General features: G+C 56.6%; 20 protein-coding genes and 1 riboswitch. Of the genes, 6 read left to right on the forward strand and 14 right to left on the reverse strand.

The annotated features are described in order from the left end of the window. Window positions 1-70: 70 nt before the first annotated feature. The 4 genes from V7Q41_RS04785 (at window position 71) to V7Q41_RS04800 (ending at window position 3,423) form a co-directional block, all read left to right on the forward strand. Window positions 71-367, forward strand: a complete 297-nt coding sequence (locus V7Q41_RS04785; RefSeq protein WP_333843483.1) for a hypothetical protein — start codon at window positions 71-73, stop codon at window positions 365-367. Beyond that, window positions 358-975, forward strand: coding sequence for a tetratricopeptide repeat protein (locus V7Q41_RS04790; RefSeq protein WP_333843486.1), 618 nt, complete (start codon window positions 358-360; stop codon window positions 973-975). Before V7Q41_RS04785 ends, V7Q41_RS04790 begins: the two co-directional genes overlap by 10 nt. A 73-nt stretch (window positions 976-1,048) precedes the next feature. After that, entirely contained in the window at window positions 1,049-1,312 is a 264-nt protein-coding gene (locus tag V7Q41_RS04795; RefSeq protein WP_333843489.1) for a DUF4212 domain-containing protein, read from the forward strand. Then, window positions 1,309-3,423 carry a VC_2705 family sodium/solute symporter gene (locus V7Q41_RS04800; RefSeq protein ID WP_333843492.1) on the forward strand — a complete coding sequence of 705 codons (2,115 nt, stop codon included), beginning with the start codon at window positions 1,309-1,311 and terminating at the stop codon, window positions 3,421-3,423. Before V7Q41_RS04795 ends, V7Q41_RS04800 begins: the two co-directional genes overlap by 4 nt. A 100-nt stretch (window positions 3,424-3,523) precedes the next feature. Here V7Q41_RS04800 and V7Q41_RS04805 read toward each other — a convergent pair whose 3' ends face one another. From V7Q41_RS04805 to ahcY, 4 genes are all read right to left on the reverse strand, one after another. After that, window positions 3,524-4,135, reverse strand: a complete 612-nt coding sequence (locus V7Q41_RS04805) for an OmpW/AlkL family protein (protein ID WP_333843495.1) — start codon at window positions 4,133-4,135, stop codon at window positions 3,524-3,526. A 125-nt stretch (window positions 4,136-4,260) separates the two neighbouring features. Further along, window positions 4,261-5,100: a methylenetetrahydrofolate reductase [NAD(P)H] gene (gene metF / locus V7Q41_RS04810; RefSeq protein ID WP_333843497.1), complete on the reverse strand. Its 840-nt coding sequence runs from the start codon at window positions 5,098-5,100 to the stop codon at window positions 4,261-4,263. A 22-nt stretch (window positions 5,101-5,122) separates the two neighbouring features. After that, window positions 5,123-5,878, reverse strand: a complete 756-nt coding sequence (locus V7Q41_RS04815; protein WP_333843501.1) for a TlyA family RNA methyltransferase — start codon at window positions 5,876-5,878, stop codon at window positions 5,123-5,125. Between the two features lie 27 nt (window positions 5,879-5,905). Further along, window positions 5,906-7,339: an adenosylhomocysteinase gene (gene ahcY / locus V7Q41_RS04820; protein ID WP_333843503.1), complete on the reverse strand. Its 1,434-nt coding sequence runs from the start codon at window positions 7,337-7,339 to the stop codon at window positions 5,906-5,908. Window positions 7,340-7,426: 87 nt separating this feature from the next. Further along, window positions 7,427-7,511: riboswitch (S-adenosyl-L-homocysteine riboswitch) on the reverse strand. A gap of 108 nt (window positions 7,512-7,619) precedes the next feature. Between ahcY and V7Q41_RS04825 the strand changes: the two genes are divergently transcribed. Continuing rightward, a complete protein-coding gene (locus V7Q41_RS04825; protein WP_333843505.1) occupies window positions 7,620-9,251 on the forward strand; it encodes a peptide chain release factor 3 in 1,632 nt (543 codons plus the stop codon). 45 nt (window positions 9,252-9,296) lie between these two features. Here V7Q41_RS04825 and V7Q41_RS04830 read toward each other — a convergent pair whose 3' ends face one another. From V7Q41_RS04830 to V7Q41_RS04875, 10 genes are all read right to left on the reverse strand, one after another. Beyond that, the gene (locus tag V7Q41_RS04830; RefSeq protein ID WP_333843507.1) at window positions 9,297-10,502 is read right to left on the reverse strand and encodes an MFS transporter; all 1,206 of its coding nucleotides are present in this window, start codon (window positions 10,500-10,502) and stop codon (window positions 9,297-9,299) included. A gap of 2 nt (window positions 10,503-10,504) precedes the next feature. Next, complete coding sequence (locus V7Q41_RS04835; RefSeq protein WP_333843509.1) at window positions 10,505-16,417, reverse strand: excinuclease ABC subunit UvrA; 5,913 nt, start codon at window positions 16,415-16,417, stop codon at window positions 10,505-10,507. A 167-nt stretch (window positions 16,418-16,584) separates the two neighbouring features. Next, window positions 16,585-16,776 (reverse strand): hypothetical protein, encoded by a 192-nt coding sequence (locus V7Q41_RS04840; RefSeq protein WP_333843511.1) that lies wholly within the window; start codon window positions 16,774-16,776, stop codon window positions 16,585-16,587. 83 nt (window positions 16,777-16,859) lie between these two features. Further along, entirely contained in the window at window positions 16,860-18,518 is a 1,659-nt protein-coding gene (locus V7Q41_RS04845; protein ID WP_333843514.1) for an MFS transporter, read from the reverse strand. Between the two features lie 267 nt (window positions 18,519-18,785). Beyond that, window positions 18,786-19,418 (reverse strand): 2-hydroxychromene-2-carboxylate isomerase, encoded by a 633-nt coding sequence (locus V7Q41_RS04850; RefSeq protein ID WP_333843516.1) that lies wholly within the window; start codon window positions 19,416-19,418, stop codon window positions 18,786-18,788. Between the two features lie 20 nt (window positions 19,419-19,438). Further along, window positions 19,439-19,705, reverse strand: coding sequence for a DUF1289 domain-containing protein (locus tag V7Q41_RS04855; RefSeq protein ID WP_333843519.1), 267 nt, complete (start codon window positions 19,703-19,705; stop codon window positions 19,439-19,441). Between the two features lie 30 nt (window positions 19,706-19,735). Continuing rightward, a complete protein-coding gene (locus tag V7Q41_RS04860; protein WP_333843548.1) occupies window positions 19,736-20,644 on the reverse strand; it encodes a hydroxymethylglutaryl-CoA lyase in 909 nt (302 codons plus the stop codon). Between the two features lie 8 nt (window positions 20,645-20,652). Next, window positions 20,653-22,686 (reverse strand): acetyl/propionyl/methylcrotonyl-CoA carboxylase subunit alpha, encoded by a 2,034-nt coding sequence (locus V7Q41_RS04865; protein WP_333843521.1) that lies wholly within the window; start codon window positions 22,684-22,686, stop codon window positions 20,653-20,655. 67 nt (window positions 22,687-22,753) lie between these two features. Then, on the reverse strand, window positions 22,754-23,548 hold the full coding sequence (locus V7Q41_RS04870; protein ID WP_333843523.1) for an enoyl-CoA hydratase/isomerase family protein: 795 nt from the start codon (window positions 23,546-23,548) through the stop codon (window positions 22,754-22,756). 12 nt (window positions 23,549-23,560) lie between these two features. After that, entirely contained in the window at window positions 23,561-25,183 is a 1,623-nt protein-coding gene (locus V7Q41_RS04875; RefSeq protein ID WP_333843525.1) for a carboxyl transferase domain-containing protein, read from the reverse strand. 98 nt (window positions 25,184-25,281) lie between these two features. Between V7Q41_RS04875 and V7Q41_RS04880 the strand changes: the two genes are divergently transcribed. Beyond that, complete coding sequence (locus V7Q41_RS04880) at window positions 25,282-26,319, forward strand: AraC family transcriptional regulator (protein ID WP_333843528.1); 1,038 nt, start codon at window positions 25,282-25,284, stop codon at window positions 26,317-26,319. The last annotated feature ends 111 nt before the right edge of the window (window positions 26,320-26,430 follow it).

Here is a 26,430-nt window from a genome sequence, read left to right on the forward strand (position 1 = left end):
GTCTGGTTTGTAAGCGGCAAGTAATTTTGTAAGAATTTAAGCACTTAAGGATTTGGATCAAGAAAGTTCTATGTTGCTTGCTGTCGTAATTGTTAAAAGTCTGATCGAGCTTTCGCTGATGTTCATTGTTGGGCGATTTTTGCTAGGACTGTTGGCAGGACCCAATCGCGACAACAATGTTTTTTGGCAATTGCTGGATGTGGCGTCCAAACCCGCACTTTGGATCACTCGCAGAGTTAGCCCCAAACTGATACTTGACCAGCACATCCCCCTAGCCGCAAGCAGTTGGCTCACGATTGCTTGGGTTGTGGTGGTGCAAATGAAAATTGAAATGTGCCTCGAATTGGGAATTGCAGCATGTCAGTAAACACCCACATTTCACCGGCCAGCCCCAGCCCCGCTATTCGCAACAGATGCCTGTGGTTGAAATTCAAGGCCAAGGCGTTGTTGGTGGTGGGTTTGCGAGCCAAAGCCCATGGTGTTTTTCAAGAAATTCTCGCTATCAATCCGGCAGATCCTTTAGCGCTCAACAGCCTTGGGTACCAAGAGTTGAGTCTCCAACGTTTTACTCAGGCCTTGGACTACTTTGAACGCGCACTGGTTCAAACACCGCACAACGCCAATGCCCATTTCAATGTGGGATTTGTATGCGAAGAGCTAGGACGAAGCCAGCAAGCTGAACTGGCATTCAAAGCCGCCATTCAGATCGATGACAAATTTGACCGCGCCTGGTATGGCTTGGGCTTGGTGCTGGTGCGGCAGCAACGATTTGAAGAATCCTTGGCGGCCTTCAAGCGCAACACAGAACTGCAATCGATGAGCCCCTTCGCTTGGTACCAAATGGCACGCGTTCACATGGAGTTGCGCCAACCCGAAGAAGCTTTAGCGGTGATGCGACACCTGAAGGGTTTCGAGCCCAAAGTGGCCGCTCAACTGGAACGGGAAACAGGGCTGAAATTAAGCGGCTCTGCATGAGAACAAAAGTCACAAAGGGTGCCTAAAAGTCAAGTTTGTCAGTCGGTAGTTTTTTAACCAAAAGGAGATCAAGATGCAGCTCACTGCAAGGCACCAGGAATACTGGAGCAAAAACTTAAGAATTACTGGGCTTTTGCTTGCCTTGTGGTTTTTTGTGACCTTTGTACTTTTGTTTTTTGCGCGTGATTTGACGTTCACCTTTTTTGGGTGGCCTTTTTCATTTTGGGTGGCCGGACAAGGCGCCCTGATCATCTACTGCCTGATTATTTGGTACTACGCCCGCTACATGAACAACCTTGACAAGGAATATGGCGTTTCAGAAGGAGAAGAAGCATGAGTGTATTTGGAGGGGAAGGCCAAACCCAGGGCCAGTTTCAGCAATCTCTGAACAAAGTTTTTATCATGTACGGCGGGGGCTTTGCGGCCTTCGTCATTGCGCTTGCCGTGCTTGAGCAAATTGGCCTGCCTAAAGACTACATTGGCTACGCCTTCTTGGCGGCCACCGTGCTCTTGTATGCGGGCATTGGTGTTATGAGTCGCACCAACGACGCGGCCGAATACTATGTGGCCGGCCGCCGCGTGCCCGCCATCTACAACGGCATGGCCACCGGCTCTGACTGGATGTCTGCGGCGTCCTTCATCGGTATGGCCGGTACGCTGTACCTGACCGGTTACGGCGGTCTGGCCTTCATTTTGGGCTGGACTGGCGGTTACTGTTTGGTGGCCTTGTTCTTGGCGCCTTACTTGCGCAAATTTGGTCAGTTCACCATTCCCGACTTTTTGGGCGCGCGCTACGGCGGCAATATGGCACGCATCATTGGTATCTTTGCAGCCATCTTGGTGTCCTTTGTCTATGTGGTGGCGCAGATCTTTGGCGTGGGCTTGATCACAGCCCGCATGACGGGTTTGTCTTTTGATGTGGGTGTTTATGTGGGCTTGGCCGGTATCTTGGTCTGTTCATTCCTGGGCGGTATGCGCGCTGTGACGTGGACCCAGGTGGCGCAGTACCTGATCTTGATCGTCGCTTACATGATCCCCGTGGTTTGGTTGTCGGTCAAACACACCAGCAATCCAGTGCCCCAGATCTCATATGGCTACCTGCTTGAAAAAGTCTCGGCCAAAGAAGAACAACTGCTGAAAGACCCCAAAGAACTCGAAGTTCGCGGGATCTTCAAAGCACGTGCTGATGCAGCCGCTGAAAAGCTGAAAGATGTGCCTGCATCCATGGCCGCTGACAGAGAAGCCGCCACGAAAAAGCTGGATGAGCTGAAGGCCGCCAACGCACCAGCAGCTGAGATCAAGGCCGCTGAAACTGCTTTGAATGGACTACCCAAAGATGAAGCGGCTGCCAAAGCGGCTTATACCGCTGCTCGCACCACCAACACGGCACGTGCAGCCCCACCCCTGCGCCATGCTGAGCCATTCCCTGGCAAAGATGAACCCGCCCGAGATATTGCACGCAAGAATTTCTTGGCCTTGGTGTTCTGTTTGATGATTGGTACAGCCGCATTGCCGCACATTCTGATGCGCTTTTACACCGTGCCTTCGGTGCGTGAAGCGCGCGAGTCGGTGGCTTGGTCGCTGTTCTTTATCTCTTTGTTGTACTTCACAGCGCCCGCCTTGGCGGTGTTGGTCAAGTTTGACATCTACACACTGTTGGTCGGCACGCCGATGGACCAGTTGCCGGGATGGATTGCACGCTGGAACGTGGTGGATCCCACGCTGATGGCGGTGGCTGACATCAACAAAGATGGCATCTTGCAGCTCGCTGAAATCCGCTTGGGCGGTGACATTGTGGTGTTGGCTACCCCTGAAATCGGCGGCTTGCCGTTTGTGATTTCGGGTTTGGTGGCGGCGGGTGGTTTGGCTGCGGCCTTGTCCACGGCCGATGGCCTGCTGCTGACCATTGCCAACGCCATGTCGCACGACCTGTACTACAAAGTGATTGACCCCAATGCCTCGCCCAGCCGTCGGGTGGCGATCTCCAAAGTTATTTTGGTGTTCGTAGCCTTGGCCGCTGCTTATGTCGCATCTTTGCGGATGGCGGACATTTTGTTCTTGGTGTCTGCGGCTTTCTCGTTTGCAGCAGCAGCCTTCTTCCCTGCGTTGACGCTGGGCATCTTCTGGAAGCGTGCCAACAAATGGGGCGCTTCGTTGGGTATGGTGGCTGGTTTGGGCATCTCGTTCTACTACATGGTCAAGACCCATCCCTGGATGTACGGCTTGTTCCATGAGGGATCACTGACACCTGAAATCTTGAAGGCCAACACCTGGTGGGACATTGCCCCCATCTCAGCCGGTATCTTTGGTGTGCCACTGGGTTTTGCAGTGATCATCATTGTGTCTCTGCTGACCAAGGAGCCTGAGCAAGAAGTTCAGGATCTGGTGGAGAACGTCCGCTTCCCAAGCTTTGACGGTACTACTTCTCAAGGCATTAGCATGCACTAAGTAAACCGAGTTTGCAAAGTCAGTTTTGCAAACTTGCGTCTACACAGCAAAACCCCGATCGCTCTGTGCGATCGGGGTTTTTTTTAGTTCTTGCTGTTGCTTAGAAGCGATAGCCAACGCCGACACCCACCAAGACAGGGTCGAGTTTCAAAGTGCCTTGACTCACGCCGTTGGCATAAACATCACTCTTCAAATAAATCTTTTTCACATCCAGGTTAATTGACCATTGCTTGTCCAGAGGAATATCCACGCCGACTTGGTATGCAAAACCAAAACTGTGGTTGTCCAAGCTGACGCTGTTGACACCTAATGCTGTTGCTGCACGGCTCAAATCAACCGAGCTGATTTTTGTGTAGTTGATGCCCGCTCCCACATATGGCTTAAAACCTTGAAGGTCTGTGAAGTGGTATTGCATTGTCAAGGTAGGTGGCAAGTGTTTGAACATCCCCACATCTGTTGCACCCACATGCACAGTTTGCGATTGGGGAACCGTCAGAATCAATTCCGCAGCAAGGTTCTTGGTAAAGAAATAGCTGATATCCACTTCGGGAATGGTTTTGTCGTTCACGCTCAAATCTGCAACATTTGTGTTGTTGGTGTTCGCCATGTTCAAGTGGGCCGCACGAGCACGGACCAACCATGGACTTTCCTGAGCGGCGACAGAACCAGCGACCAACATACCGACAGCGGCGGCGATGAGAATTTTTTTCATTGTTTGCTTTCTTGAACTCGGGTCTATTCCCGTGCTGTTGATTTCACAGCGATCAAGCAAGCAAGACATTGACCGCGATCAAGCCTTGGCACCAAGGTGTTTGACGCAGATCAAGCCATGGGGCGTTAGGTGGTCAAGCCAAGGTTTTTACAAATCTCTAAGGTGCTGGCACTTTGGTTCATGCTGTAGAAGTGCAGCCCAGGCGCTCCGCCAGCACGCAACTGATCGCAGAGGTCGGTGACGACCTCTAAGCCAAATGCCTTGATGGACGCGATGTCGTCGCCATAGCCCTGCAAGCGCAAGCGAATCCAACGTGGGATCTCTGCGCCACACGCATCAGAAAAACGCAGCAGCTGCGACGAACTGGTGATCGGCATGATGCCGGGCACCACAGGAATGTGCACGCCCAGTTTGTCCGCATCTTCTAAAAATCGAAAATACGCATCGCTGTTGTAAAAATACTGGGTGATGGCCGAATCAGCGCCCGCCTTGACCTTGGTGGCAAAAGCTTGCAAGTCGGCCTCGGCCGATTTGGCTTGTGGGTGAATCTCTGGATAGGCCGCCACTTCGATGCCAAAGTCATCGCCCGTCTCGGCGCGAATAAACGCGACCAAATCGCTGGCGTAATGAAACTCTCCGCCCGCGCCGTAACCACTGGGCAAGTCACCCCGCAAGGCCACCAAACGCTTGACGCCCATGGCCTTGAATTCGGCCAACTGTTGACGCACGCTGTCGCGCGTGGCACCGATGCACGAAAAGTGCGAGGCGGCCGACATGCCCTCGCCCAAAATTTCTTTCAAGGTTGAGATCGTGCCGGCTTGGGTCGATCCCCCCGCACCGAAAGTGACCGAGCAAAACTGAGGCTTGAGCGGGTACAGCGCTTGGCGCACCGCGCGCAACTTGTGCGCACCCTCTGGCGTTTTGGGAGGGAAAAATTCAATGCTCAAGCTGTTGTTTGGGGTCATCTCTGTCTCACTTGTAGGCGCATCACGCGTGACGCGCACCAATCCAAAACTCGTGGTTGCCATCGCCACCGGCAATGGCGCTGGGCCAGTAGCCCAACACCTCTAAATGCAATGCTGCACAGGCCTCGCGCAAACGCGTTTGTACCTGCACATAGCTGGCTTCGTCCTTGACCAAGCCGCCTTTGCCAATGTCGCTGGGCTGCAATTCAAACTGCGGCTTGACCAACATCAGCAGCGCGCCGCCCTTTTTCATCATGGGCAACACAGCAGGTAACACCAGGGTGAGTGAGATGAACGACACATCACCCACCAACAAATCAAAGCCCATTGCAGCATCTGGCACACGCACATCGTCGGCTTGCAGTTCGCGGGCATTGATGCGTTCGACACACACCACACGCGCATCGTCGCGCAAACGCGGATGCAACTGGCCATGCCCCACATCCAAGCCCACCACTTGCGCAGCGCCTTGCTGCAACAAGCAATCGGTAAAGCCACCGGTGCTTTGCCCCACATCGAGGCAGCGCCAACCTTGCACCGAAAGTCCGCTGCAGAGCAACGCACCCTCTAACTTCAAACCGCCGCGAGACACATAACGTGTCTCGGCGGTGTCCAACAAGCGCAACTCGCTGGGCAGCGGCAACTCATCACCATTCTTGGTCACGCGTTGCCACAGCTTGGTCCCCAACCGCCACTCCACGCCCGAGGTAATCAGCCGCTGCGCTTGAGAGCGCGAAGCGGCCAACCCTCGGTCGAGAAGCAACTGATCAGCCCGCATCAATGCAATGCAATGAAATGCAAGGGCTTAGTAGCGGTAAGTGTCGGCTTTGTAGGGACCGGCCTTTGACACACCGATGTAGGCCGCTTGCTCGTCGCTCAACACCGTCAGCATGGCGCCGACTTTTTCGAGGTGCAAACGTGCCACTTTTTCATCCAGGTGCTTTGGCAGCACATAGACCTTGCCAGATTCGTACTGGTCTTGCTTGGTGAACAACTCGATCTGGGCGATCGTTTGGTTCGCAAAGCTAGCGCTCATCACAAAACTGGGGTGGCCCGTGGCACAACCCAAATTCACCAAACGGCCTTTGGCCAAGAGGGTGATCTTTTTGCCATCAGGGAAAATGACGTGGTCGACTTGCGGCTTGATCTCGTCCCACTGCAACTTTTCTAGAGAAGCGACGTCGATTTCGTTGTCGAAGTGACCGATGTTGCAGACAATGGCTTCGTCTTTCATGGCGGCCATGTGTTCATAGCGGATCACGTTTTTGTTGCCCGTGGCCGACACAAAGATGTCGCACTTGTCAGCGGCGTATTCCATGGTCACGATTTTGTAGCCTTCCATCGCGGCTTGCAGTGCGTTGATAGGGTCGATCTCGGTCACCCACACTTGGGCGCTCAAAGCGCGCAGGGCTTGGGCAGAACCTTTGCCCACATCGCCATAGCCGGCTACAACAGCCACTTTGCCAGCGATCATCACGTCGGTGGCGCGCTTGATGGAGTCCACCAACGATTCGCGGCAGCCGTACAGGTTGTCAAACTTGCTCTTGGTCACAGAGTCGTTCACGTTGATGGCGCGGAACATCAGGCTGCCCTTGGCGGCCATTTCGTTCAAGCGCAACACGCCGGTGGTGGTCTCTTCGGTCACACCAATGATGTGCGCACCTTTGCGGCTGTACCAAGTGGGGTCCACGGCCAACTTGGCTTTGATGGCGTCGAACAAACACGTTTCTTCTTCGCTGCTGGGATTGGCGATCAACGAAGCGTCGGTTTCAGCGCGTTTGCCCAAGTGCATCAACAACGTGGCGTCGCCGCCGTCGTCCAAGATCATGTTGGGGCCTTCGCCTTCGGTTCCGGCCGCGCCGAATTCGAAAATGCGGTGGGTGTAGTCCCAGTACTCGGCCAAGGTTTCGCCTTTGGTGGCGAACACAGGAATACCCGCTTCGGCAATCGCAGCAGCGGCATGGTCTTGGGTTGAGTAGATGTTGCAAGAAGCCCAGCGCACGTCAGCACCCAAAGACTTCAAGGTTTCGATCAGCACGGCCGTTTGAATGGTCATGTGCAACGAGCCCGTCACGCGTGCGCCTTTGAGGGGCTGCGCTTTGGCGAACTCTTCGCGAATGGCCATCAAGCCAGGCATTTCGGTTTCGGCGACTTTGATTTCTTTGCGCCCCCAAGCGGCCAAAGACATGTCGGCCACGATGTAATCCGCGGCGACGTTGGTTTTAAGAACAGCGTTCATGAATAAATACTCCAAACAGTGGGTCAGACCAATGTCAGGGCGCAAGAAGCATCATGAAGAATCACGAGGTGCTCACCTCACGTTGACAGTGGGTGAGCGCGGTTGGAAACCCGAGCCTCGCCTGATGAATAGACCTGTTGCAGGTCCGCAGGCTGCAGCGCTCCTCGGATAACACAGATTTTAGACGAAGTTCTAAAAACCCCGCTTTGCCACGGCCTCAGCGCTATGATTCCCCCCTTGAGTGCTGTTTTTAGGCATTCCTCCCCCCTTTTTAAAGCCCATGAGCTCTTTTTTAAACGAAGTGCGGCGCCGTCGCACCTTTGCCATCATTTCCCACCCTGACGCGGGCAAAACCACGCTGACCGAAAAGCTGTTGCTGTTTTCGGGTGCGATTCAAATCGCGGGAGCCGTGAAAGGCCGCAAAGCCAGTCGACACGCCACCTCAGACTGGATGGAGATTGAAAAGCAACGTGGCATTTCGGTGGCCTCATCGGTCATGCAAATGCTGTATCGCGACCACGTCATCAACCTGCTCGACACCCCCGGCCACAAAGACTTCAGCGAAGACACCTACCGCGTGCTCACCGCGGTGGACTCGGCCCTGATGGTGATTGATGCCGCCAACGGTGTGGAAGCGCAAACACGCCGTTTGATTGAGGTCTGCCGCCAGCGTGACACGCCTATCATCACGTTTGTCAACAAGATGGACCGCGAAGTGCGCGACCCGCTCGACATCTTGGACGAAGTGGAACGCGAACTGGGCATGCCTTGCGTGCCCATGACGTGGCCTGTGGGTCAAGGCAAGTTGTTTGGCGGCATCATCAATTTGCGCACCCAAGCCATGACCGTGTTTGACTCGGGCTCTGAACGCTTGCCGCAAGACTTTGAAACCCACCCTCTCGCACAGCAAGCACAGTTGGCAGAACGCTTTGGCGCTGAGTGGGTCACTGCCATGGAAAGCATGGAACTGGCCACCGGCGCATCGCCCAAGTTTGACAAGGAAGCCTTTTTGGCGGGTAAACAAACCCCCGTGTTCTTTGGCTCGGGCGTGAACAACTTTGGTGTGATGGAGGTGCTTGACGCTTTGGTTGACCTCGCGCCAGCACCCCGCCCTCGCTTGAGCCACTTGGTGGTGAACAAACAAGCGGTCGAGAAAACGATTCAACCTGAAGACGAAGGTTTCGCAGGCGTGGTGTTCAAAGTGCAGGCCAATATGGATGCCAACCACCGCGACCGCATTGCCTTTGTGCGCGTGGCCTCGGGCAAGTTCACGCCAGGCATGAAACTCAAGGTGCAACGCACCGCCAAAGAATTGCGCCCCACCAGCGTGGTGACCTTCATGTCGCAACGCCGCGAAGCCGTAGAAGAGGCCTATGCGGGCGACATCATCGGCTTCACCACCCACGGCGGCGTCCAGCTGGGCGACACCATCACCGACGGTCCTGCGCTGCAATTCACGGGCTTGCCCTTCTTTGCGCCTGAACTGTTTATGACGGTGATTTTGAAAAACCCTTTGCGCACCAAACAACTGCAACAAGGCCTAGACCAACTGGGCGAAGAAGGCGCGATTCAGGTGTTCAAACCCGAAGCCGGCGGCGCGATGCTGCTAGGTGCTGTGGGCCAACTGCAGTTTGAGGTGGTGCAACACCGCTTGAAAGCCGAATACGACTGTGACGTCAAGTTAGAGAGCTGTCAGTACACCGGTGCGCGTTGGATCACAGCCGATACGCCTGCCGAGTTGCGCGAGTTCAACTACGCCTATCCACAGCGCATGGCCTTGGATGCGGCCAACACCTTGGCGTATTTGTGCACCTCGCCCTATGACGTGCGACTCGCGCAAGAGCGGTTTCCAAAGATTCATTTTCATCCGCTGCGCGAGCATGCGGGGTTGGCGTTGTCGACGGCTGGGTGATGGTTTGGTTCGTCACCTCGTCAGTCCATCCACTCGGCTGCACCATCACTGCATGCGGTCTCTGCGCGCCAAGGTTGGAAACAGCTTGATCCAAGAAGCTGCGACCAGCACGGTGCCCACACCACCGCTCACCACCGACACGACGGGCCCCCACAACGCGGCCACAGCGCCCGACTCAAACTCACCGAGCTGGTTGGAAGCGCCAATGAAAATTGAATTCACGGCGGCGACGCGGCCACGAATCTCATCAGGCGTTTGCAGCTGCATCAACGTCACTCGGGTCACCACACTGATGTTGTCGGCTGCTCCCGTCACGGCCAAGGCCAACAGCGATAAACCAAAGCTTTCTGACAAACCAAACACCACGGTAGCCACACCAAATACCGCCACCGAACCCAATAGGCTGTAGCCCACATGGCGTTGCAAAGGCCAACGCAACATGACAAATGACATCACCAACGCACCCACGGCAGGGGCAGCACGCAACAACCCTAATCCTTCAGGACCTGTGTGCAAAATGTCACGCGCGTAGATGGGCAACAGGGCTGTGGCACCACCCAGCAACACTGCAAACAAATCCAAGGTGGTCGCGCCTAACAAAATCTTGTTATGCCGCACAAAGGTCACGCCCGCTAGGACAGACTCCCAAGTCACAACCTCTTGTGTTTTTTGATGCACGTAGCGAACAAGCAATGTCAGCACAACCGAGACCAACATCATGCCTACACAGGTGGCATACACGGTCAAAGCGCCATGCGCATAAAGCAAGCCCCCCAGCGCAGGTCCGCCAATGGTGCCCGCTTGCAGCGCACTCGAACTCAAAGCCGCACCGCGTTGCATCATGGATGGCGGCAGCAGGGTGGCAATCAAGGCTTGCTGCGCAGGCATCTGAAAAGCCCGCGTCGCACCCAGCACGACGGACAAGAAAAAAATCAAATCTCGGCTGACAAACTCTCCCAGCGTGGCCCAGACCAGCCAAGCTGAGACCGAGGCCTGAATCAGCACACACAGCGCAAACAAACGTGCGCGGTGCACACGGTCGGCCACATGACCCGCTGGCAGCGTCAGCAACAAGGCAGGCACAAACTGCAGCAAACCGACCAAGCCCAAGTCCCACGCACTATTGGTCAGGTCATACATGTGCCAAGCCAAGGCCACCATCAACATTTGGTTGGCCGTGACCACCAAAAAGCGAGCGCCCATGAAGCGCACAAAACTGCGTTGAGACAACAGATTTTTCAGCGATGGCATGGTCAAACTCGCGCCAACACTGACTTCAAAGCGACCCCCGTGTGCGTCCCCAAAGCCACCACTGCCTCTGGCGTATCGGCCGCCACAATCAAGCCGCCGCCGTCACCGCCTTCAGGTCCGAGGTCAATGATCCAGTCCGCTTCGGCAATCACATCCAGGTCGTGCTCAATCACCACCACGCTGTGACCGCCATCGACCAGGCGGTGCAACACGCGAATGAGTTTGTCCACATCGGCCATGTGCAAGCCCACTGTGGGCTCGTCCAAAACATACAGTGTGTGCGGTGCTTTGTTGCCTCGGCGGGTCACGTCGTCACGCACCTTGCTCAGCTCGGTGACCAGCTTGATGCGCTGCGCCTCGCCACCACTGAGCGTAGGGGAAGGCTGACCCAGCGTGAGATAGCCCAAACCCACATCCTTGAGTAGTTGCAAGGGGTGCGCGATGTTGGGCATGGTGGCGAAGAATTCCACCGCCTCGTCCACTTCCATTTGCAACACATCGCCAATGCTTTTGCCACGCCAGCTCACCGCCAAAGTTTCGGGGTTAAAGCGTGCGCCGCGACAGGTCTCGCAAGGCACTTTCACATCGGGCAAAAAGCTCATCTCAATCGTGCGCAGGCCTTGGCCCTCGCAGGTGTGGCAACGGCCCTCACCGGTGTTGAAACTAAAGCGACCCGCCCCATAGCCGCGTGCTTTGGCTTCCAGCGTTTCGGCAAACAATTTGCGAATCGTGTCCCAAAACCCAATGTAGGTCGCGGGGCATGAACGCGGTGTTTTGCCAATCGGTGTTTGGTCAACTTCCAACACGCGGTCAATGGTTTGATAACCGTCCAAGCCCGTGCAGCCCACCCATGCCGGATGCGTGCCTTCGTCGTCAAGTTTGCGACCCGCCTGAGTAGAACGCTGCGCCACCGCAGCCGCCACGTTGTGCAAAAGCACATCACGCGCCAGCGTGGACTTGCCCGAGCCCGAAACACCCGTCACCGCCACCAAACGCTTGAGTGGGATGTCCACACTCACGTCGTTCAAGTTGTGCAGAGAAGCCCCTTCGAGCGACAGCCAGTTCAGCACCAAGCCCTCGGAGGAGGATGGTGTGTTGCCGGGTGACGATTTTGGCTTGCCGCATGAGGAACCCGGCAATACACCGTCCTCCGCAGCGAAAGACGCAACCGCTCGTCGCGCTTGCAACGGATGCCGCATCGCATGCAACAAGTAGCGCCCCGTTTGCGATTCGGCTTGATCCGTGATGTCCTTCACCGAACCTTCAGCCATCAACCGCCCGCCCCGCTTGCCCGCGCTCGGCCCAATGTCGATGATGTGGTCGGCCCGTCGAATCGTGTCTTCGTCGTGCTCCACCACCACCAGGGTGTTGCCCTTGTCGCTGAGCAAATGCAAGGCATTCAACAAAATTTGGTTGTCACGCGCATGCAAACCAATGGTTGGTTCGTCCAGCACATAGCACACGCCTTGCAAGTTGCTACCCAACTGCGCCGCCAAGCGAATGCGCTGCGCCTCCCCCCCGCTGAGCGTGGGCGCGCCACGGTCGAGCGTGAGGTAGTTCAAACCGACTTGTTCCAAGAACTCCAAACGGCTTTTGATTTCTGGCAGCAGATCGCGCGCGATGTCAGCATCGCGGCCTGTCATGGCAAGCTTGTCCACCCACTTGCGAATGTCGGTCACACTCAAGCGTGCAATGTCGGTGATGCCCACGCCTGCAAACTTGACAGCACGTGCTGTCACGTTGAGTCGCGTGCCTTCGCAGGTCGGGCACGCCACATCCACCAAATCGTCAACATCAGGCTCAGCAAAGGTTTGCTCTCTGCCTTTGTCTTTGTCGTCGCGCACCGAGTCGTCCAACACTTGGCGTTGGTCTTTGTTCAGCTTCACGCCTGTGCCCACACAGTCCGGACACCAGCCGTGTTTGCTGTTGTAGGAAAACAAACGCGGGTCCAGTTCGGCATACGAGGTATCGCACACTGGGCAGGCACGTTTAGTGGAATACACATCCAAGCGGCCAATGCTGTTGGTATCAGCCTTGGCTTGCATCGCCTCACGCAAGCCGTCAAGTTGGCTCAACACATGCACCACGCCTTTGCCGTGTTCAAGCGCGGTCGCCAGCGCTTGGCGCAACGCGGCCTCGTTTTGCGCGGACACCTCAAGGCTGGCCACTGGCAGCTCGATGGTGTGTTCTTTGAAACGGTCCAAACGCGCAAAGCCGTTGGTGGGTAAAAAGTGACCATCCACACGCAAGTGCGTGTAGCCGCGTGGACGCGCCCAATCAGCCAGCTCGGTGTACACACCTTTGCGGTTCATCACCAGCGGGCTCATCAGGCCAATGTGCTGACCTTTGAACTCGCGCATCAGTTGTGCGGCAATGCGCTCGGCCGTTTGCGGCTGCACTGCTGCACCGTCGTGCGTGCAATGCTGTGTACCGAGCTTGACGTACAACAAGCGCAAAAAGTGCCAGACCTCTGTGGTCGTGCCCACGGTGGACTTTCGGCCGCCGCGGCTGAGGCGCTGCTCAATCGCCACCGTGGGAGGAATGCCGTACACCGCATCCACCTCGGGGCGGCCCGCTGGTTGCACGATGCTGCGGGCGTAGGCGTTGAGGCTTTCCAAATATCGTCGCTGGCCCTCGTTGAACAAAATGTCAAACGCGAGCGTGGACTTGCCCGAGCCCGACACGCCGGTGATAACGTTGAACTTGCCACGCGGAATGTTGACGCTCAGACTCTTGAGGTTGTGCTCTTTGGCGTTGATGATTTGAATCGCACCATCGGCCACTGAAACGCCGCGCGCGGCCTTGGCAAACAGAGCTGCACCTTCAGCGGCCAGCAGCCCTGCAGAGGCTTTTTCTCCATCAATCTCGTAGACCACGCCCATCGACGCGGCGTAGTCGCGCAGGGCCTTACCGGTGTGTGAGCTGGGGTGCAAGCGCACCTCTTCGGGCGTGCCCTCGGCCACCAACAAGCCCCCCGCCTCACCGCCTTCGGGGCCGAGGTCAATCAACCAATCGCTGGCTCGTATCACATCCAAGTTGTGCTCAATGACGATGAGTGAGTTGCCGTCTTCTAGCAAACGGCGCATGGCACGCATGAGCTTGGCAATGTCGTCAAAGTGCAGGCCCGTGGTGGGCTCGTCAAACATGAAGAGCACGCCCTTTTTGGCAAGCGATTGCCGGCTCGATGTTTTGGCCTTGGCGGCTTCAGCCAAGAAACCAGCCAGCTTCAAACGTTGGGCTTCTCCGCCGCTCAATGTCGGTACAGGTTGGCCGAGCTTCACATAGTCCAAGCCCACATCGACGATGGGCTGCAAAGTACGGACTACTTCGCGGTCGTTGGCAAAAATTTCTAACGCTTCACCGACGGTGAGTTCCAACACATCTGCTACGTTGAGGGTGATTCGTGTCGCGGCTGCGGGGGCAACGACTTGCTCCTCTTCGCTGCGCTCAGAGTGTCGCTGCGCCGCCGCCCCCGCAGCCACGCCACGAATGTCGCGCTCGATGCGGACTTCTAGGATCTCTGGGCGGTAACGTTGGCCGTTGCAGTCTTGGCAACGCAAATACACATCACTCAAGAACTGCATTTCTACGTGTTCAAAGCCTGAACCGCCGCATGTGGGGCAGCGTCCATCGCCGCTGTTGAAACTGAACTTGGAGGCGGTGTAGCCACGCTGTTTAGATAAGGGTGCCACCGCAAAAATTTCGCGCACGGCGTCCCACGCGCCTACGTAGCTGGCGGGGTTGGAGCGTGCGGTTTTGCCGATAGGGGATTGGTCCACAAACACCACATCGCTGAGGTAGTCTGCGCCCAGCAAACGGTCGTGCGCGCCTGGCGTTTCGGTGGCGCGACCGAAGTGGCGCAACAAGGCGGGCGTGAGGATGTCTTGAATCAGTGTGGACTTGCCCGAGCCGCTGACACCCGTGATGCACACCAAGCGTTGCAGCGGAAACTCGATGTTCAGGTTGTGCAGGTTGTGCTCGCGTGCGCCTTCCAAAATCAAACGCGGCGTGTTGTCAGTGACCACACGCTTGAGGCCTAAGCCAATCGTTTTGCGTGCACCCAAATAAGCACCCGTCAAGGTATCGGCCGACTTTAAGGCCTCGGTAGTGCCGTCAAACACAATTTGTCCGCCTTTGACGCCAGGGCCTGGGCCCATGTCGATGATGCGGTCAGCACACATCATCACCGCGGGGTCGTGCTCTACCACCACCAAGGTGTTGCCCGCGTTGCGCAAGCGAAGCATGGCTTCATTGATGCGGTTCATGTCGCGCGGATGCAAACCGATGCTGGGTTCGTCCAACACGAACAAGGTGTTGACCAAGGATGTACCGAGTGCTGTGGTGAGGTTGATGCGTTGCACCTCGCCGCCGCTCAGCGTGCGGCTTTGGCGGTCAAGGGTGAGGTAGCCAATGCCCACATCGCTGAGGTATTTCAAGCGGGTGCGAATTTCGTCCATCAGCAAATGCAGGGCTTGCGCATCGGGTCCAGCGACGTCGACTTCTGTGGCGTTGAAGAACTGGTGCAGCTTGTCGAGGGGCAAGAGCATCAAGTCATGCAGACACAGCCCGGGCATGGCCTCGAGTTGCGCACGCGTCCATCGCACGCCTTGGGGCATGAAACGCTTGGCAGGCAACAACACGGCATCGGCGTTGGCTTTGCTGCCGATGCGCCACAGCAAGCTGTCGGTCTTCAAACGTGCGCCAGCGCAAGTGCCGCAGGGTGTGTAACTGCGGTACTTGGACAGCAGCACACGGATGTGCATCTTGTAGGACTTGGTTTCTAAGTATTCGAAGAATCGTTTGACGCCGTACCACTGGTGGTTCCACTTGCCTTTCCACAAGGGCGAGCCGTGGATGACCCAGTCTTTGTGCTCTTGGCTCAGCTTGTACCAAGGTGTGTCACGCGGGATGCCTTCGGCTTCCGCGTGACGCATGAGGTCTTCTTGCGTCTCTACCCATGCGGGGGTTTGGATCGTTTTGATGGCGCCCGCACGCAAGGTGAGTTTGTCGTTGGGAATCACCAGTCCGTAGTCCACGCCAATGACGCGGCCAAAACCACGGCAGGTGTCGCAGGCGCCGACTGCCGAGTTGAACGAGAACATCGATGGGATGGGGTCGCTGTAACGCAAGTCGCTGTCGGGGCAATGCAGGCCCGTGGAGAAACGCCACAAGGAAAAAATGGGGTCAGACCCCGATGCCGACCCCGACTCCTCCCAATACACATTGAGTCGGCCACCGCCACGTTTGATAGCCAGCTCAATCGCTTCCAACACGCGGGCTTGTTCGGTGTTGCCGAGCTTGAAACGGTCGGCCACCACATCCAACAATTTGCGCGGACCCGTGGGCGTGGCCACTTCGCGCTCGGCGTGAATGCGGGTGAAGCCGCTGGCGCTGAGCCACTGTTCGACTTCTGCGGCCGTGGTGTTGGCGGGCAACTCCACGGGGAAGGTCATGATGAGGCGCGGGTCTTGGGGCAACGCAGCGCAGCGGCGTTGCAGTTCGGCATAAATGGTTTGCGGTGTGTCGTGCTGCACGGGTTGCGCAGTTTGGCGGTCAAACAATTGGCCAGCGCGGGCGATGAGCAGCTTCAAGTGGTCGTTGAGCTCGGTCATCGTGCCCACGGTGGAGCGCGAGCTGCGCACGGGGTTGGATTGGTCAATCGCAATCGCAGGTGGCACGCCTTCGACCTTGTCCACAGCGGGGCGGTCCATGCGGTCTAAGAACTGGCGGGCGTAAGCGCTGAAGGTTTCCACATAACGGCGCTGGCCTTCGGCGTACAGGGTGTCAAACACCAAACTCGATTTGCCAGAGCCACTGGGGCCGGTGACCACCGTCAGTTCGCCGGTGCGAATGTCGAGGTCTAGGTTTTTGAGGTTGTGCTGGCGTGCGCCACGGATGCGGATGGTGCCTGTCATGGCGGGAGCCTTTGGGAGTGTGGCAAATATTTTAGAGAGTCGCACGGGCCCACAGATGCATCGGGGCATTGCGAAACATAAGCATTCATATGCAACATGAATCTCCCGCACCAAGCAAAACGCCACGGACTAGCCGTGGCGTTTTGACTGCGCGAGGTAACTAAAAATTACTTGGCAGCAGAAGCGTCAGCCGATGCACCTGAGGCAGTGGATGCCGCAACAGAAGCAGCTTCAGCAGGCGCATGCACCGCATCCGCGCCGTGCTTTTCGCCACTCATGTCCAAGCTGTCCCCACCTTTCATGATCACAAACATGGCCAAGGCCGCAAAGATCACAAAACCCACAAAAATTTTCAACATATCAAACCTCCGATATCAGTAAAAAGCCCTCCACGAGGGAGGGCTTGAATGTAGCACCCAGGTCACCCTGGGTAGCTTACAAATTAGTCGTCAGCGTAGATGTCCACGTCTTTGGTTTCGCGAACAAAGATCATGCCGATGACGAAAGTCATACCAGCAATGATGATGGGGTACCACAAGCCGTTGTACATATTGCCGGTTTGCGCCACGATCGCAAAAGCTGTCGTGGGCATCAAGCCGCCGAACCAGCCGTTACCGATGTGATAAGGCAAAGACATGGATGTGTAACGGATACGGGTTGGGAACAACTCCACCAACATCGCGGCGATAGGGCCGTAAACCATGGTCACCAAGATCACCAAGTAGGTCAAGATAATGACCACCGTAACTTTGTCAAACTTGGTCATGTCGGCTTTGGCAGGGTAACCTGCAGTCTTCAAAGTTTCAGCCACGGCCTTGCGGAATTCGGCAGACTTGGCTTTGGCTTCGTCAGCTGGCAAGCCCTTGGCGCTGTAGCCGGTGATTTCTGTTTCGCCAATCTTGATGCTGGCAGTTGTACCAGGCGCACCCACCACGTTGTCGTAGCTCACAGAACTAGACGCCAACACTTGCTTGGCGATATCACATGAGCTGGTGAACTTCAAAGTACCTGTGGGGTTGAACTGGAATGAACATTCCGCAGGATCAGAGGTGACGATCACTTTGTTCTTTTGTTGTGCCGCATACAAGTCTGGGTTAGCAGCCTTGGTGAGAGCTTCGAACACAGGGAAGTAAGTCAGCACAGCCAACAAACAGCCCAACATGATCAGAGGTTTGCGGCCAATCTTGTCAGACAAGGTGCCGAAAATCACAAAGAACGGTGTGCCAATGATCAGTGAAATCGCAACCATGATGTTGGCTGTCGCGCCGTCCACTTTCAGCGCTTGTGTCAAGAAGAACAAAGCGTAGAACTGACCCGAGTACCAGACCACCGCTTGACCAGCGACCAAGCCGAACAAGGCCAAGATCACGATCTTCAGGTTTTTCCATTGACCAAAGGCCTCGGTCAAAGGTGCCTTGGATGTTTTACCTTCGGCCTTCATTTTCACGAAAGCAGGTGACTCGTTCATCGACAAGCGGATGTAGACAGAGATCACCAACATGATCACCGACACCAGGAACGGCACGCGCCAGCCCCAATCGGCAAAGGCCTCTTCGCCGATGGCGGTACGTGTACCCAAAATCACCATCAACGACAGGAACAAGCCCAAGGTTGCAGTGGTTTGAATCCAAGCTGTGTAGGCACCACGCTGACCAGCAGGCGAGTGTTCAGCCACGTAAGTCGCGGCACCGCCGTACTCACCGCCCAAAGCCAGACCTTGCAGCAAACGCAAGCAAATCAGGATCACGGGCGCGGCCACACCAATGCTGGCGTAGTTGGGCAAGATACCCACAATGAAGGTGGACACACCCATGATCAGGATGGTCACCAAGAAGGTGTACTTGCGGCCAATCATGTCGCCCAAACGGCCGAAGATGATCGCACCAAACGGGCGCACGATGAAGCCGGCAGCAAAGGCCAACAACGCAAAAATGAACGCAGAGCCTTCATCCAAGCCGCTGAAGAACTGCTTCGCAATAATTGCAGCGAGTGAACCATACAGGTAAAAGTCGTACCACTCGAAAACGGTACCCAGTGAAGAGGCGAAGATCACCTTCTTCTCTTCCGCCGACATTGGGCGATTTGCTTCTATCGTTGCCATGTGTGTTGTCTCCTTAGACGATTAACTTCCAATGCCCTGACTGAGCATTGCGCCGCGCAACTATCAGCGGGATAGCTGACCCAATTCTGACGTCACACAAACCATGCGAAGCGATCATCCAGACGACGGCCCCAAACACAGTAATAACCCGAACAAATAATTTCTTATGGTGATAGAACCTGGGTTCTCAGACCTCAAGCCATGGAATTCTGGCCACAAGTCACAGGGTAATTACCCATGAAAATTTTCAAGCTGATGGTTGAAATTTCAGCGCTTGATCCCAGATCGGACGCTTGCAGCGGCATCCCACGCTGAATCAAACCAAGCATCACCATCCAGGTAGGCGCGCATCATAGGCAAGGCATCTAAGCCCCAAAACACTTTGTCATCCACGCAGAAAGTTGGCACACCGAACACACCGCGTGCAATGGCCTCTTGCGTGTTGGCTTTGAGCTGGTCTTTCACTTCAGGCGCATCCACAGAGCGCTGGGGTGATAACTGCTGGGTGAGGTTTTGCAAACGTTGCGGATCATCGGCCGCGGCGCCACCCTGCCAGACATGCTTGAACAGGGTGTCGCACACATAGCGGTTGGGCTCGCCCTCAGCACTGCAGGCGATGGCCAAGCGCAGCAGCGCCAGTGGATTGAACGGATGCGCTTGCGGCATGTCCAAACGCACTCCCAGTTGCTTGGCCTGCCACACCACTTGGCGATAGGTCCACTCCCGCTTGCCTGCAACTTCAGCAGGACCCAGCTGGCCATGGTGCTTGAGCATGGCAGCAAACAACACCGGTTTGTAAACCATGCGATGGCTCAGCCCCATCAGACTGTGGGGCAAGGACTCAAAAGCCAGGTAGGCATAGGGCGAAATGAAGTCGAGGTAACAGGTGATGGTTTTCATGGTTGCCTCTTGATCGGCCATCACGCTTGCAATTTGGCTTGCAGGCGTTGTTGAATCAATCGCCACACGTCTCGCTTGGTTTCTGGGCTGCGGTGGCCCCATCCCGTGATTTCTTCAAGGGTGCGAAAACACCCTTCACACAAGCCCGTGTGATCGGACATGCGGCAGACCGACATGCAGGGCGAGATCGGTGCTTCTTCCTTTTTCAGCTCACGCGCGGCTGCCATTTGCAACCGCAGCTCAGCGGGCGACAGTTTGGGCTTGAGGAAGAGAAGACGATCCAGCATAGCCACGAATTGTCAGCGAACAGCGCCCGCCTAAGCCGCACGCTTATTCAAGACCGCGCGGGACACCAGGGAATTGGGTGACCGGCCCAAGGCCTCGCTGATGAACACGCCCGCCTCAATCAACTTGTCCAAATCAATGCCCGTGTCGATACCCATGCCGTGCATCATGTAGACCACGTCTTCGGTGGCCACATTGCCCGTAGCGCCTTTGGCATAAGGACAACCGCCCAGACCTGCCACTGACGACTGAAAATTCCAAACACCCATCTGCAAAGCGGCCAGCGTATTGGCCAGGGCTTGGCCATAGGTGTCGTGGAAATGACCGCACACATCGTTGAGCGCGAAGTGTTTGAGCGTGGCCTCCATGGCGGCTTGTACTTTGCGCGGTGTAGCCACGCCAATCGTGTCAGCCACGTCCACGCGCTGCACGCCAATGCCTTTCATCAATCCCGCCAAGTAGCTCACGCGCTCGGGTGCAATGTCACCTTCATACGGGCAACCCACGGTGCAGCTCATTGCGCCACGCACCGTGATGCCTGCTTCACGAGCGGCTTTGACCACGGGCGCGAATCGCTCCATGCTTTCAGCGATGGAGCAATTGATGTTCTTTTGGCTAAAGGCTTCGCTGGCAGCACCAAACACCACAATCTCATCAGGCTGAGTTTTCAGCGCGGCCTCAAAGCCTTGCAGATTGGGCGTGAGCACGGAATAGCGCACACCCGCTTCGCGGTGGATGCCCGCCATCACCTCGGCGTTGTCCGCCATTTGGGGCACCCATTTGGGCGAGACAAAACTGGTGACTTCAATCTCTTTGAGCCCCGCCATTTGCAGCCGATGCACCAGCTCGACCTTGATGGCGGCGGGCACAGGTTGCTTTTCGTTTTGCAGGCCGTCGCGCGGGCCCACATCCATCACACGCACACGGTGCGGCAAATTCATAGCCATGTTCACACTTTCAATTTCAAAAGCTCTTCGCCTTCGGCCACCTGGTCGCCAGGGGAAAAGAGCAGCTCTAACACTTCACCATCCGCAGGTGCGGCCATGGTGTGTTCCATTTTCATCGCTTCCATGACGGCCAGCGGCTGACCGGCCTTGACTTTGTCACCTACGGCAACCGCAAACGACACCACCTTGCCTGGCATGGGGGCGGTCAAGCGGCCGCCGGCCTCTTGCACCTCACCCGCATGGGCCAAGGCATCGACCACGGTGATGCGGGTGGCGCCATGCGGTGCAAACACATGGGCCACATCGTCATGGCCTTGAGTTTCGTGAAACACCTGCACACCGGCTTGATGGCCTGCGAAGCTGACGTGTAGCGTGTTGCCTTCTTCGCGGTAGATCAATTCACCCTGCGCTTGACCCACTTGCAAAGGCAAGCTGCCATCGCGCGCATAGGTCAACAGCGCTGTGTGCGCCTGCCCATGGAACACAAAACCAAAGTGACGCGTCGCCACGCCATAAGCGCGCCAGCCGTCACGGCTGCTGAACGGGTCGTGGTCTTTCAAGGCCGCTTCACGGTGCAGCGTGTTGGCCACCACCGATGCAGCGGTGAGCGCCAAGCCCAATGGCTCTTGCGCAAACAAGGCTTTTTCTTCGCGCTGAATCAATGCGGTATCGAGCTTGGCGGTGGCAAAGGAATCGGTGCGAATGATGTGACGCAAGAACTGCACATTGGTGGCCAAGCCCACGATGCGGGTTTGCGACAAAGCCTCATCCAAACGCGCCAGCGCTTGCTCGCGCGTGTCGCCATGCACGATGAGTTTGGCCACCATCGAGTCGTAAAACGGACTGATGCTGTCACCCTCACGCACGCCGTCGTCGATGCGCACTTCAGCGCCGATGCCGCTGGGGTTTGGAATTTCAAAGCTGCTGCACGCAGGCTTGCGGTACACCTGCAAGCTGCCTGTGGCGGGCAAAAAGTTGTTGTCGGGGTTTTCGGCGCAGATGCGGGCTTCAATCGCATGGCCGCGCATGCGCAACTCGCTTTGCTGCAAAGGCAAGGGCTCGCCACTGGCCACGCGCAACTGCCACTCTACTAAGTCAAGGCCAGTGATGGCCTCGGTCACAGGATGTTCCACCTGCAAGCGTGTGTTCATCTCCATAAAGAAAAACTTCATGGACTCGGGCTTGTCATACGCTGTTTGTTCAACGATGAACTCCACCGTGCCTGCGCCCACATAGTTCACCGCTTTGGCCGCCGCCACCGCGGCCTCGCCCATCTGCTTGCGAAGCGCTTCAGTCATGCCCGGCGCAGGCGCTTCTTCCAACACTTTTTGGTGGCGACGCTGCACCGAGCAATCGCGCTCGAACAAATACACACAGTTGCCATGCTTGTCGCCAAACACCTGGATTTCAATGTGGCGTGGACGTTGCACATATTTCTCAATCAGCACCGCATCGTCGCCAAAGCTGTTGATGGCTTCGCGTTGGCAACTGGCCAGTGCATCGGCAAACTCAGCAGGGCTGTTGACCACACGCATGCCTTTGCCGCCGCCCCCAGCACTGGCTTTGATGAGCACGGGGTAGCCCATGCGATCGGCTTCGCGTTGCAACAAGGCGGGGTCTTGGTCCGCCGCGTGGTAGCCAGGCACCAAAGGAACGCCTGCTTTTTCCATCAATTGCTTGGACGCCGCTTTGAGGCCCATGGCTTGAATGGCTGACGCAGGTGGCCCAATGAAGACCAAGCCTGCGGCGGCACAGGCGTTGGCGAAGTCTTCGTTCTCGCTCAAAAATCCGTAGCCTGGGTGCACCGCTTGCGCGCCCGTGTCTTGGGCCGCTTGCAAGATACGCTCCCAACGCAAGTAGCTGTCTTTGGGGGCACTGCCGCCAATGTGCACTGCTTCGTCACACACCTGCACATGCTTGGCGTGGGCGTCGGCATCCGAATACACAGCCACGGTTTTGATGCCCATTCGACGCGCGGTGGCTGCAACACGACAGGCGATTTCGCCACGGTTGGCGATGAGGATTTTTTTAAACATGACAGCTTGTCTTTCTGAGTTCGAGGCGAGGCGTGAAATAGCGAATGGTCAAACGTCTTAGGCCATGTCAAAGCAGCCAATGGGGTGGTCGCTTTTGCAAGAACGACTGCACGCCCTCTTTGCCTTCAGCACTCGCGCGAATGTCGGCTATGCCCGCTACGGTGTGCGCCACCAAAGCGTCGTTGATCTCGCGCTCAGCCACGTCTTGCACCAAGCGTTTGCAGGCGCGTACGGCGTTGGGGCTGGCACTGACCACGGCACGGGTTAGCTCGGCCACTTTGGCGTCCAGCGCATCCGCCGCAACCACCTCGTGCACCAAGCCAATGCGATGCGCCTCGGGTGCGCTGAAACGCTCAGCCGTTAAAAAGTAGCGGTGCGCCGCACGTGCGCCCATGGCGCGCATCACATAGGGGCTGATGGTGGCGGGGATGAGGCCCAACCTCACCTCGCTCAAGCAATAGGTGGCGGTGTCCACACTCACCGCCATATCGCATGCAGCCACCAAGCCCACACCGCCCGCAAACACATCACCCTGCACGCGGGTGATGGTGGGTTTGGGGCATTCGTAAATGGTACGGAGCATGGCCGCGAGTTGACCTGCATCGGCGAGGTTTTCGTCGCGCGTGTAGTCGGCCATGCGGCGCATCCAGTTCAGGTCAGCGCCCGCGCAAAACGCGGGGCCAACGGCTGCCAGCAAAACGCAACGCACGTCGGCGGCTTTACCCGCTTCGATGAATGCGGTTTTCAATTCAGCAATCACTTCGTCATTGAAAGCGTTGCGCACATCGGGACGGCAAAGGGTGATCGTTCGCACTGCCCCGTGATCGGCGATGGTCAGTGAGGTGTTTGAAGGTGTTGTCATGTCAGCGCTCCATCACATGCGGAACAAACCAAACTTGGTCTCAGGGATGGGCGCATTCAACGACGCACTCAAGCCCAAAGCCAGCACGCGGCGGGTGTCGGCGGGGTCAATCACACCGTCGTCCCACAAGCGGGCTGTGGCGAAGTAGGGGTGGCCTTGTTCTTCGTACTGTTGACGAATTGGGTCTTTGAAGGCTTGTTCTTCTTCGGCGCTCCATGCAGCCTCCCCCTTGAGCCCCGATTTAGCTTCGATGCCATCGCGCTTGACCGTGGCCAACACGCTGGCGGCTTGCTCGCCGCCCATGACGGAGATACGCGCGTTGGGCCACATCCACAAAAAGCGTGGCCCAAAGGCGCGGCCACACATGCCGTAGTTGCCAGCCCCAAAACTACCGCCAATGATGACGGTGAACTTCGGCACAGCCGCCGTGGCCACCGCGGTAACCATCTTGGCGCCATTGCGTGCAATGCCTTCGTTCTCGTACTTGCGTCCCACCATGAAGCCCGTGATGTTTTGCAAAAACACGAGCGGAATTTTGCGTTGGCAGCACAGCTCAATGAAGTGCGTGCCTTTCAAAGCGGACTCGCTGAACAAGATGCCGTTGTTGGCGATGAGGCCCACTGGCATGCCTTCGATGCGTGCAAAGCCGCACACCAGGGTGGTGCCAAAGCGCGCCTTGAATTCGTCGAACTCTGACGCATCCACGATGCGCGCAATGATCTCGCGCACATCAAACGGCTTTCGTGTGTCGGTGGGGATCACGCCATACAACTCTTGCGCGTCATACTTTGGTGGCACGGGCGCGTGCGTGGCAATGTTGGGCTGCTTTTGCACGTTGAGGCTTTTGACACATTGACGCGCCAGCGCCAGGGCATGGACATCGTTTTGCGCGAGGTGGTCAGCCACGCCAGACAGACGCGTGTGCACATCGCCACCGCCGAGGTCTTCTGCCGTCACCACTTCGCCGGTAGCGGCTTTGACCAAAGGCGGGCCGCCCAAAAAGATGGTGCCTTGGTTTTTCACGATGATAGTCTCATCACTCATGGCCGGCACATAAGCGCCGCCCGCGGTGCAGCTGCCCATCACCACCGCAATTTGCGCGAGGCCTTGGGCACTCATATTGGCTTGGTTGAAGAAGATGCGGCCAAAGTGATCGCGGTCGGGAAACACTTCATCTTGGTTGGGCAAATTGGCACCGCCCGAATCCACCAAGTAGATGCAAGGCAAGTTGTTTTGCTGCGCGATTTCTTGCGCGCGCAAATGCTTCTTGACTGTGAGCGGGTAATAGGTGCCGCCCTTCACCGTGGCGTCGTTGCACACGATCATGCAATCCACACCACTCACGCGGCCAATGCCCGCGATTAAGCCAGCGCAAGGCGCATCGTTGTTGTACATATTGAGGGCGGCGAGTGGGGCAATCTCAAGAAACGGCGTGCCAGGGTCGAGCAACATGTGCACACGGTCACGGGGCAGCAGCTTGCCGCGTGCGGTGTGTTTGGCACGCGCAGCTTCACCACCGCCGACTGCGATTGTCTCGAGATGGGTTTTGAGATCGTCCACCACGGTGCGCATGGCGGCGGCGTTGGCCACGAAATCTGCAGAGCGTGGGTTGAGCTGGGTGTGCAAAATAGTCATAGAGTGTGTCCTCGAACGGCATTGGAGCCTAGCTTAGGCGCTTAAGGGTTGGACGATACGTCAGATAGGTTGCAAATCCTGCCACAATTAAGCTTACGATGCTTCGCCCTAACCCCACCCCAGTTCAAGCCCCTACCCATGGTCGTGCAGAGACGCCTATTGCATTTATACAAGCGATTGCAACCGCCTATGCACAACGCGGCCTCCACATAGATGAGGCATTGAACAAGGCACAAATCGAGCCACAACTTCTCAAGAAAAATAACGCTCGCGTGACCGCCATGCAAATGGAGTTGATCTCGGGCATTGCCATGCAAGAGTTGGACGACGAAGGCCTGGGTTGGTTCAGCCGCCGCTTGCCGTGGGGCAGCTACGGCATGCTGGTTCGCGCCTCACTCACCTCCCCCACACTGGGCGTGGCACTGACTCGCTGGTGCAGGCACCACGGCTTGTTGACGGATGACATTTGTTTGAGCCTGAGCGAGTACAACGGCATCGCCAGCTTGCATTTAGAAGAGATGCAAGACCTAGGCGTCTTTCGAGAGTTCTGCGTGGTGTCGGTGCTGCGCAACGCCTTGGGCGTCGCATGCTGGCTGACCGATTCACGCATACCGCTCAGGGCCACACATTTGCGCTTTGCGCCACCCGTCCATGCCGACAGTTATCACGTATTGTTTGATGGTCCGACGCAGTTCAATGCGCCAGAAAATGCCTTGCAGTTTGATGCGGGCTACCTTGCCCTGTCGGTGCGTCGAGACGAAACTGCGCTGCAACACATGCTGCAGCGAGCTCTCTTGCTGACCGTGCGTCCCTACCGACGCGACCGATTATTGGTGGAAAAAGTGAGGCAAACCTTGGCTCAGCACCCCGAACACAGCCGCAACGCGGAAGACTTGGCCGCATGGCTGCACATGTCTGCGCGCACTTTGCACAGACAGCTCAAAGAAGAAGGCGCCTCACTGCAAGCGCTCAAGGACAGCGTTCGCGAGCAACGTGCCCGAGCGTTGCTGCTGCGCACCCAAAAACCCCTGAAGCAAATTGCCAAAGATGTTGGCTTTTCGAATGAAAAAAGCCTGATCAGAGCGTTCAAAGCCTGGACGGGACAAGCCCCTGAAACCTTCCGTCAAAACGCCTGAACGCATGTATTTGGCTGTGCATGATCGGTTGCGCATCAATCATGCTGCATGGATCAAATTGAAGACTTAAACCGAACAAATTAAAATTTAGACATTTTTGATAATTAAACA

It is taken from the genome of Limnohabitans sp. (assembly GCF_036804465.1).
Classification (GTDB): Bacteria; Pseudomonadota; Gammaproteobacteria; order Burkholderiales; family Burkholderiaceae_C; genus Limnohabitans.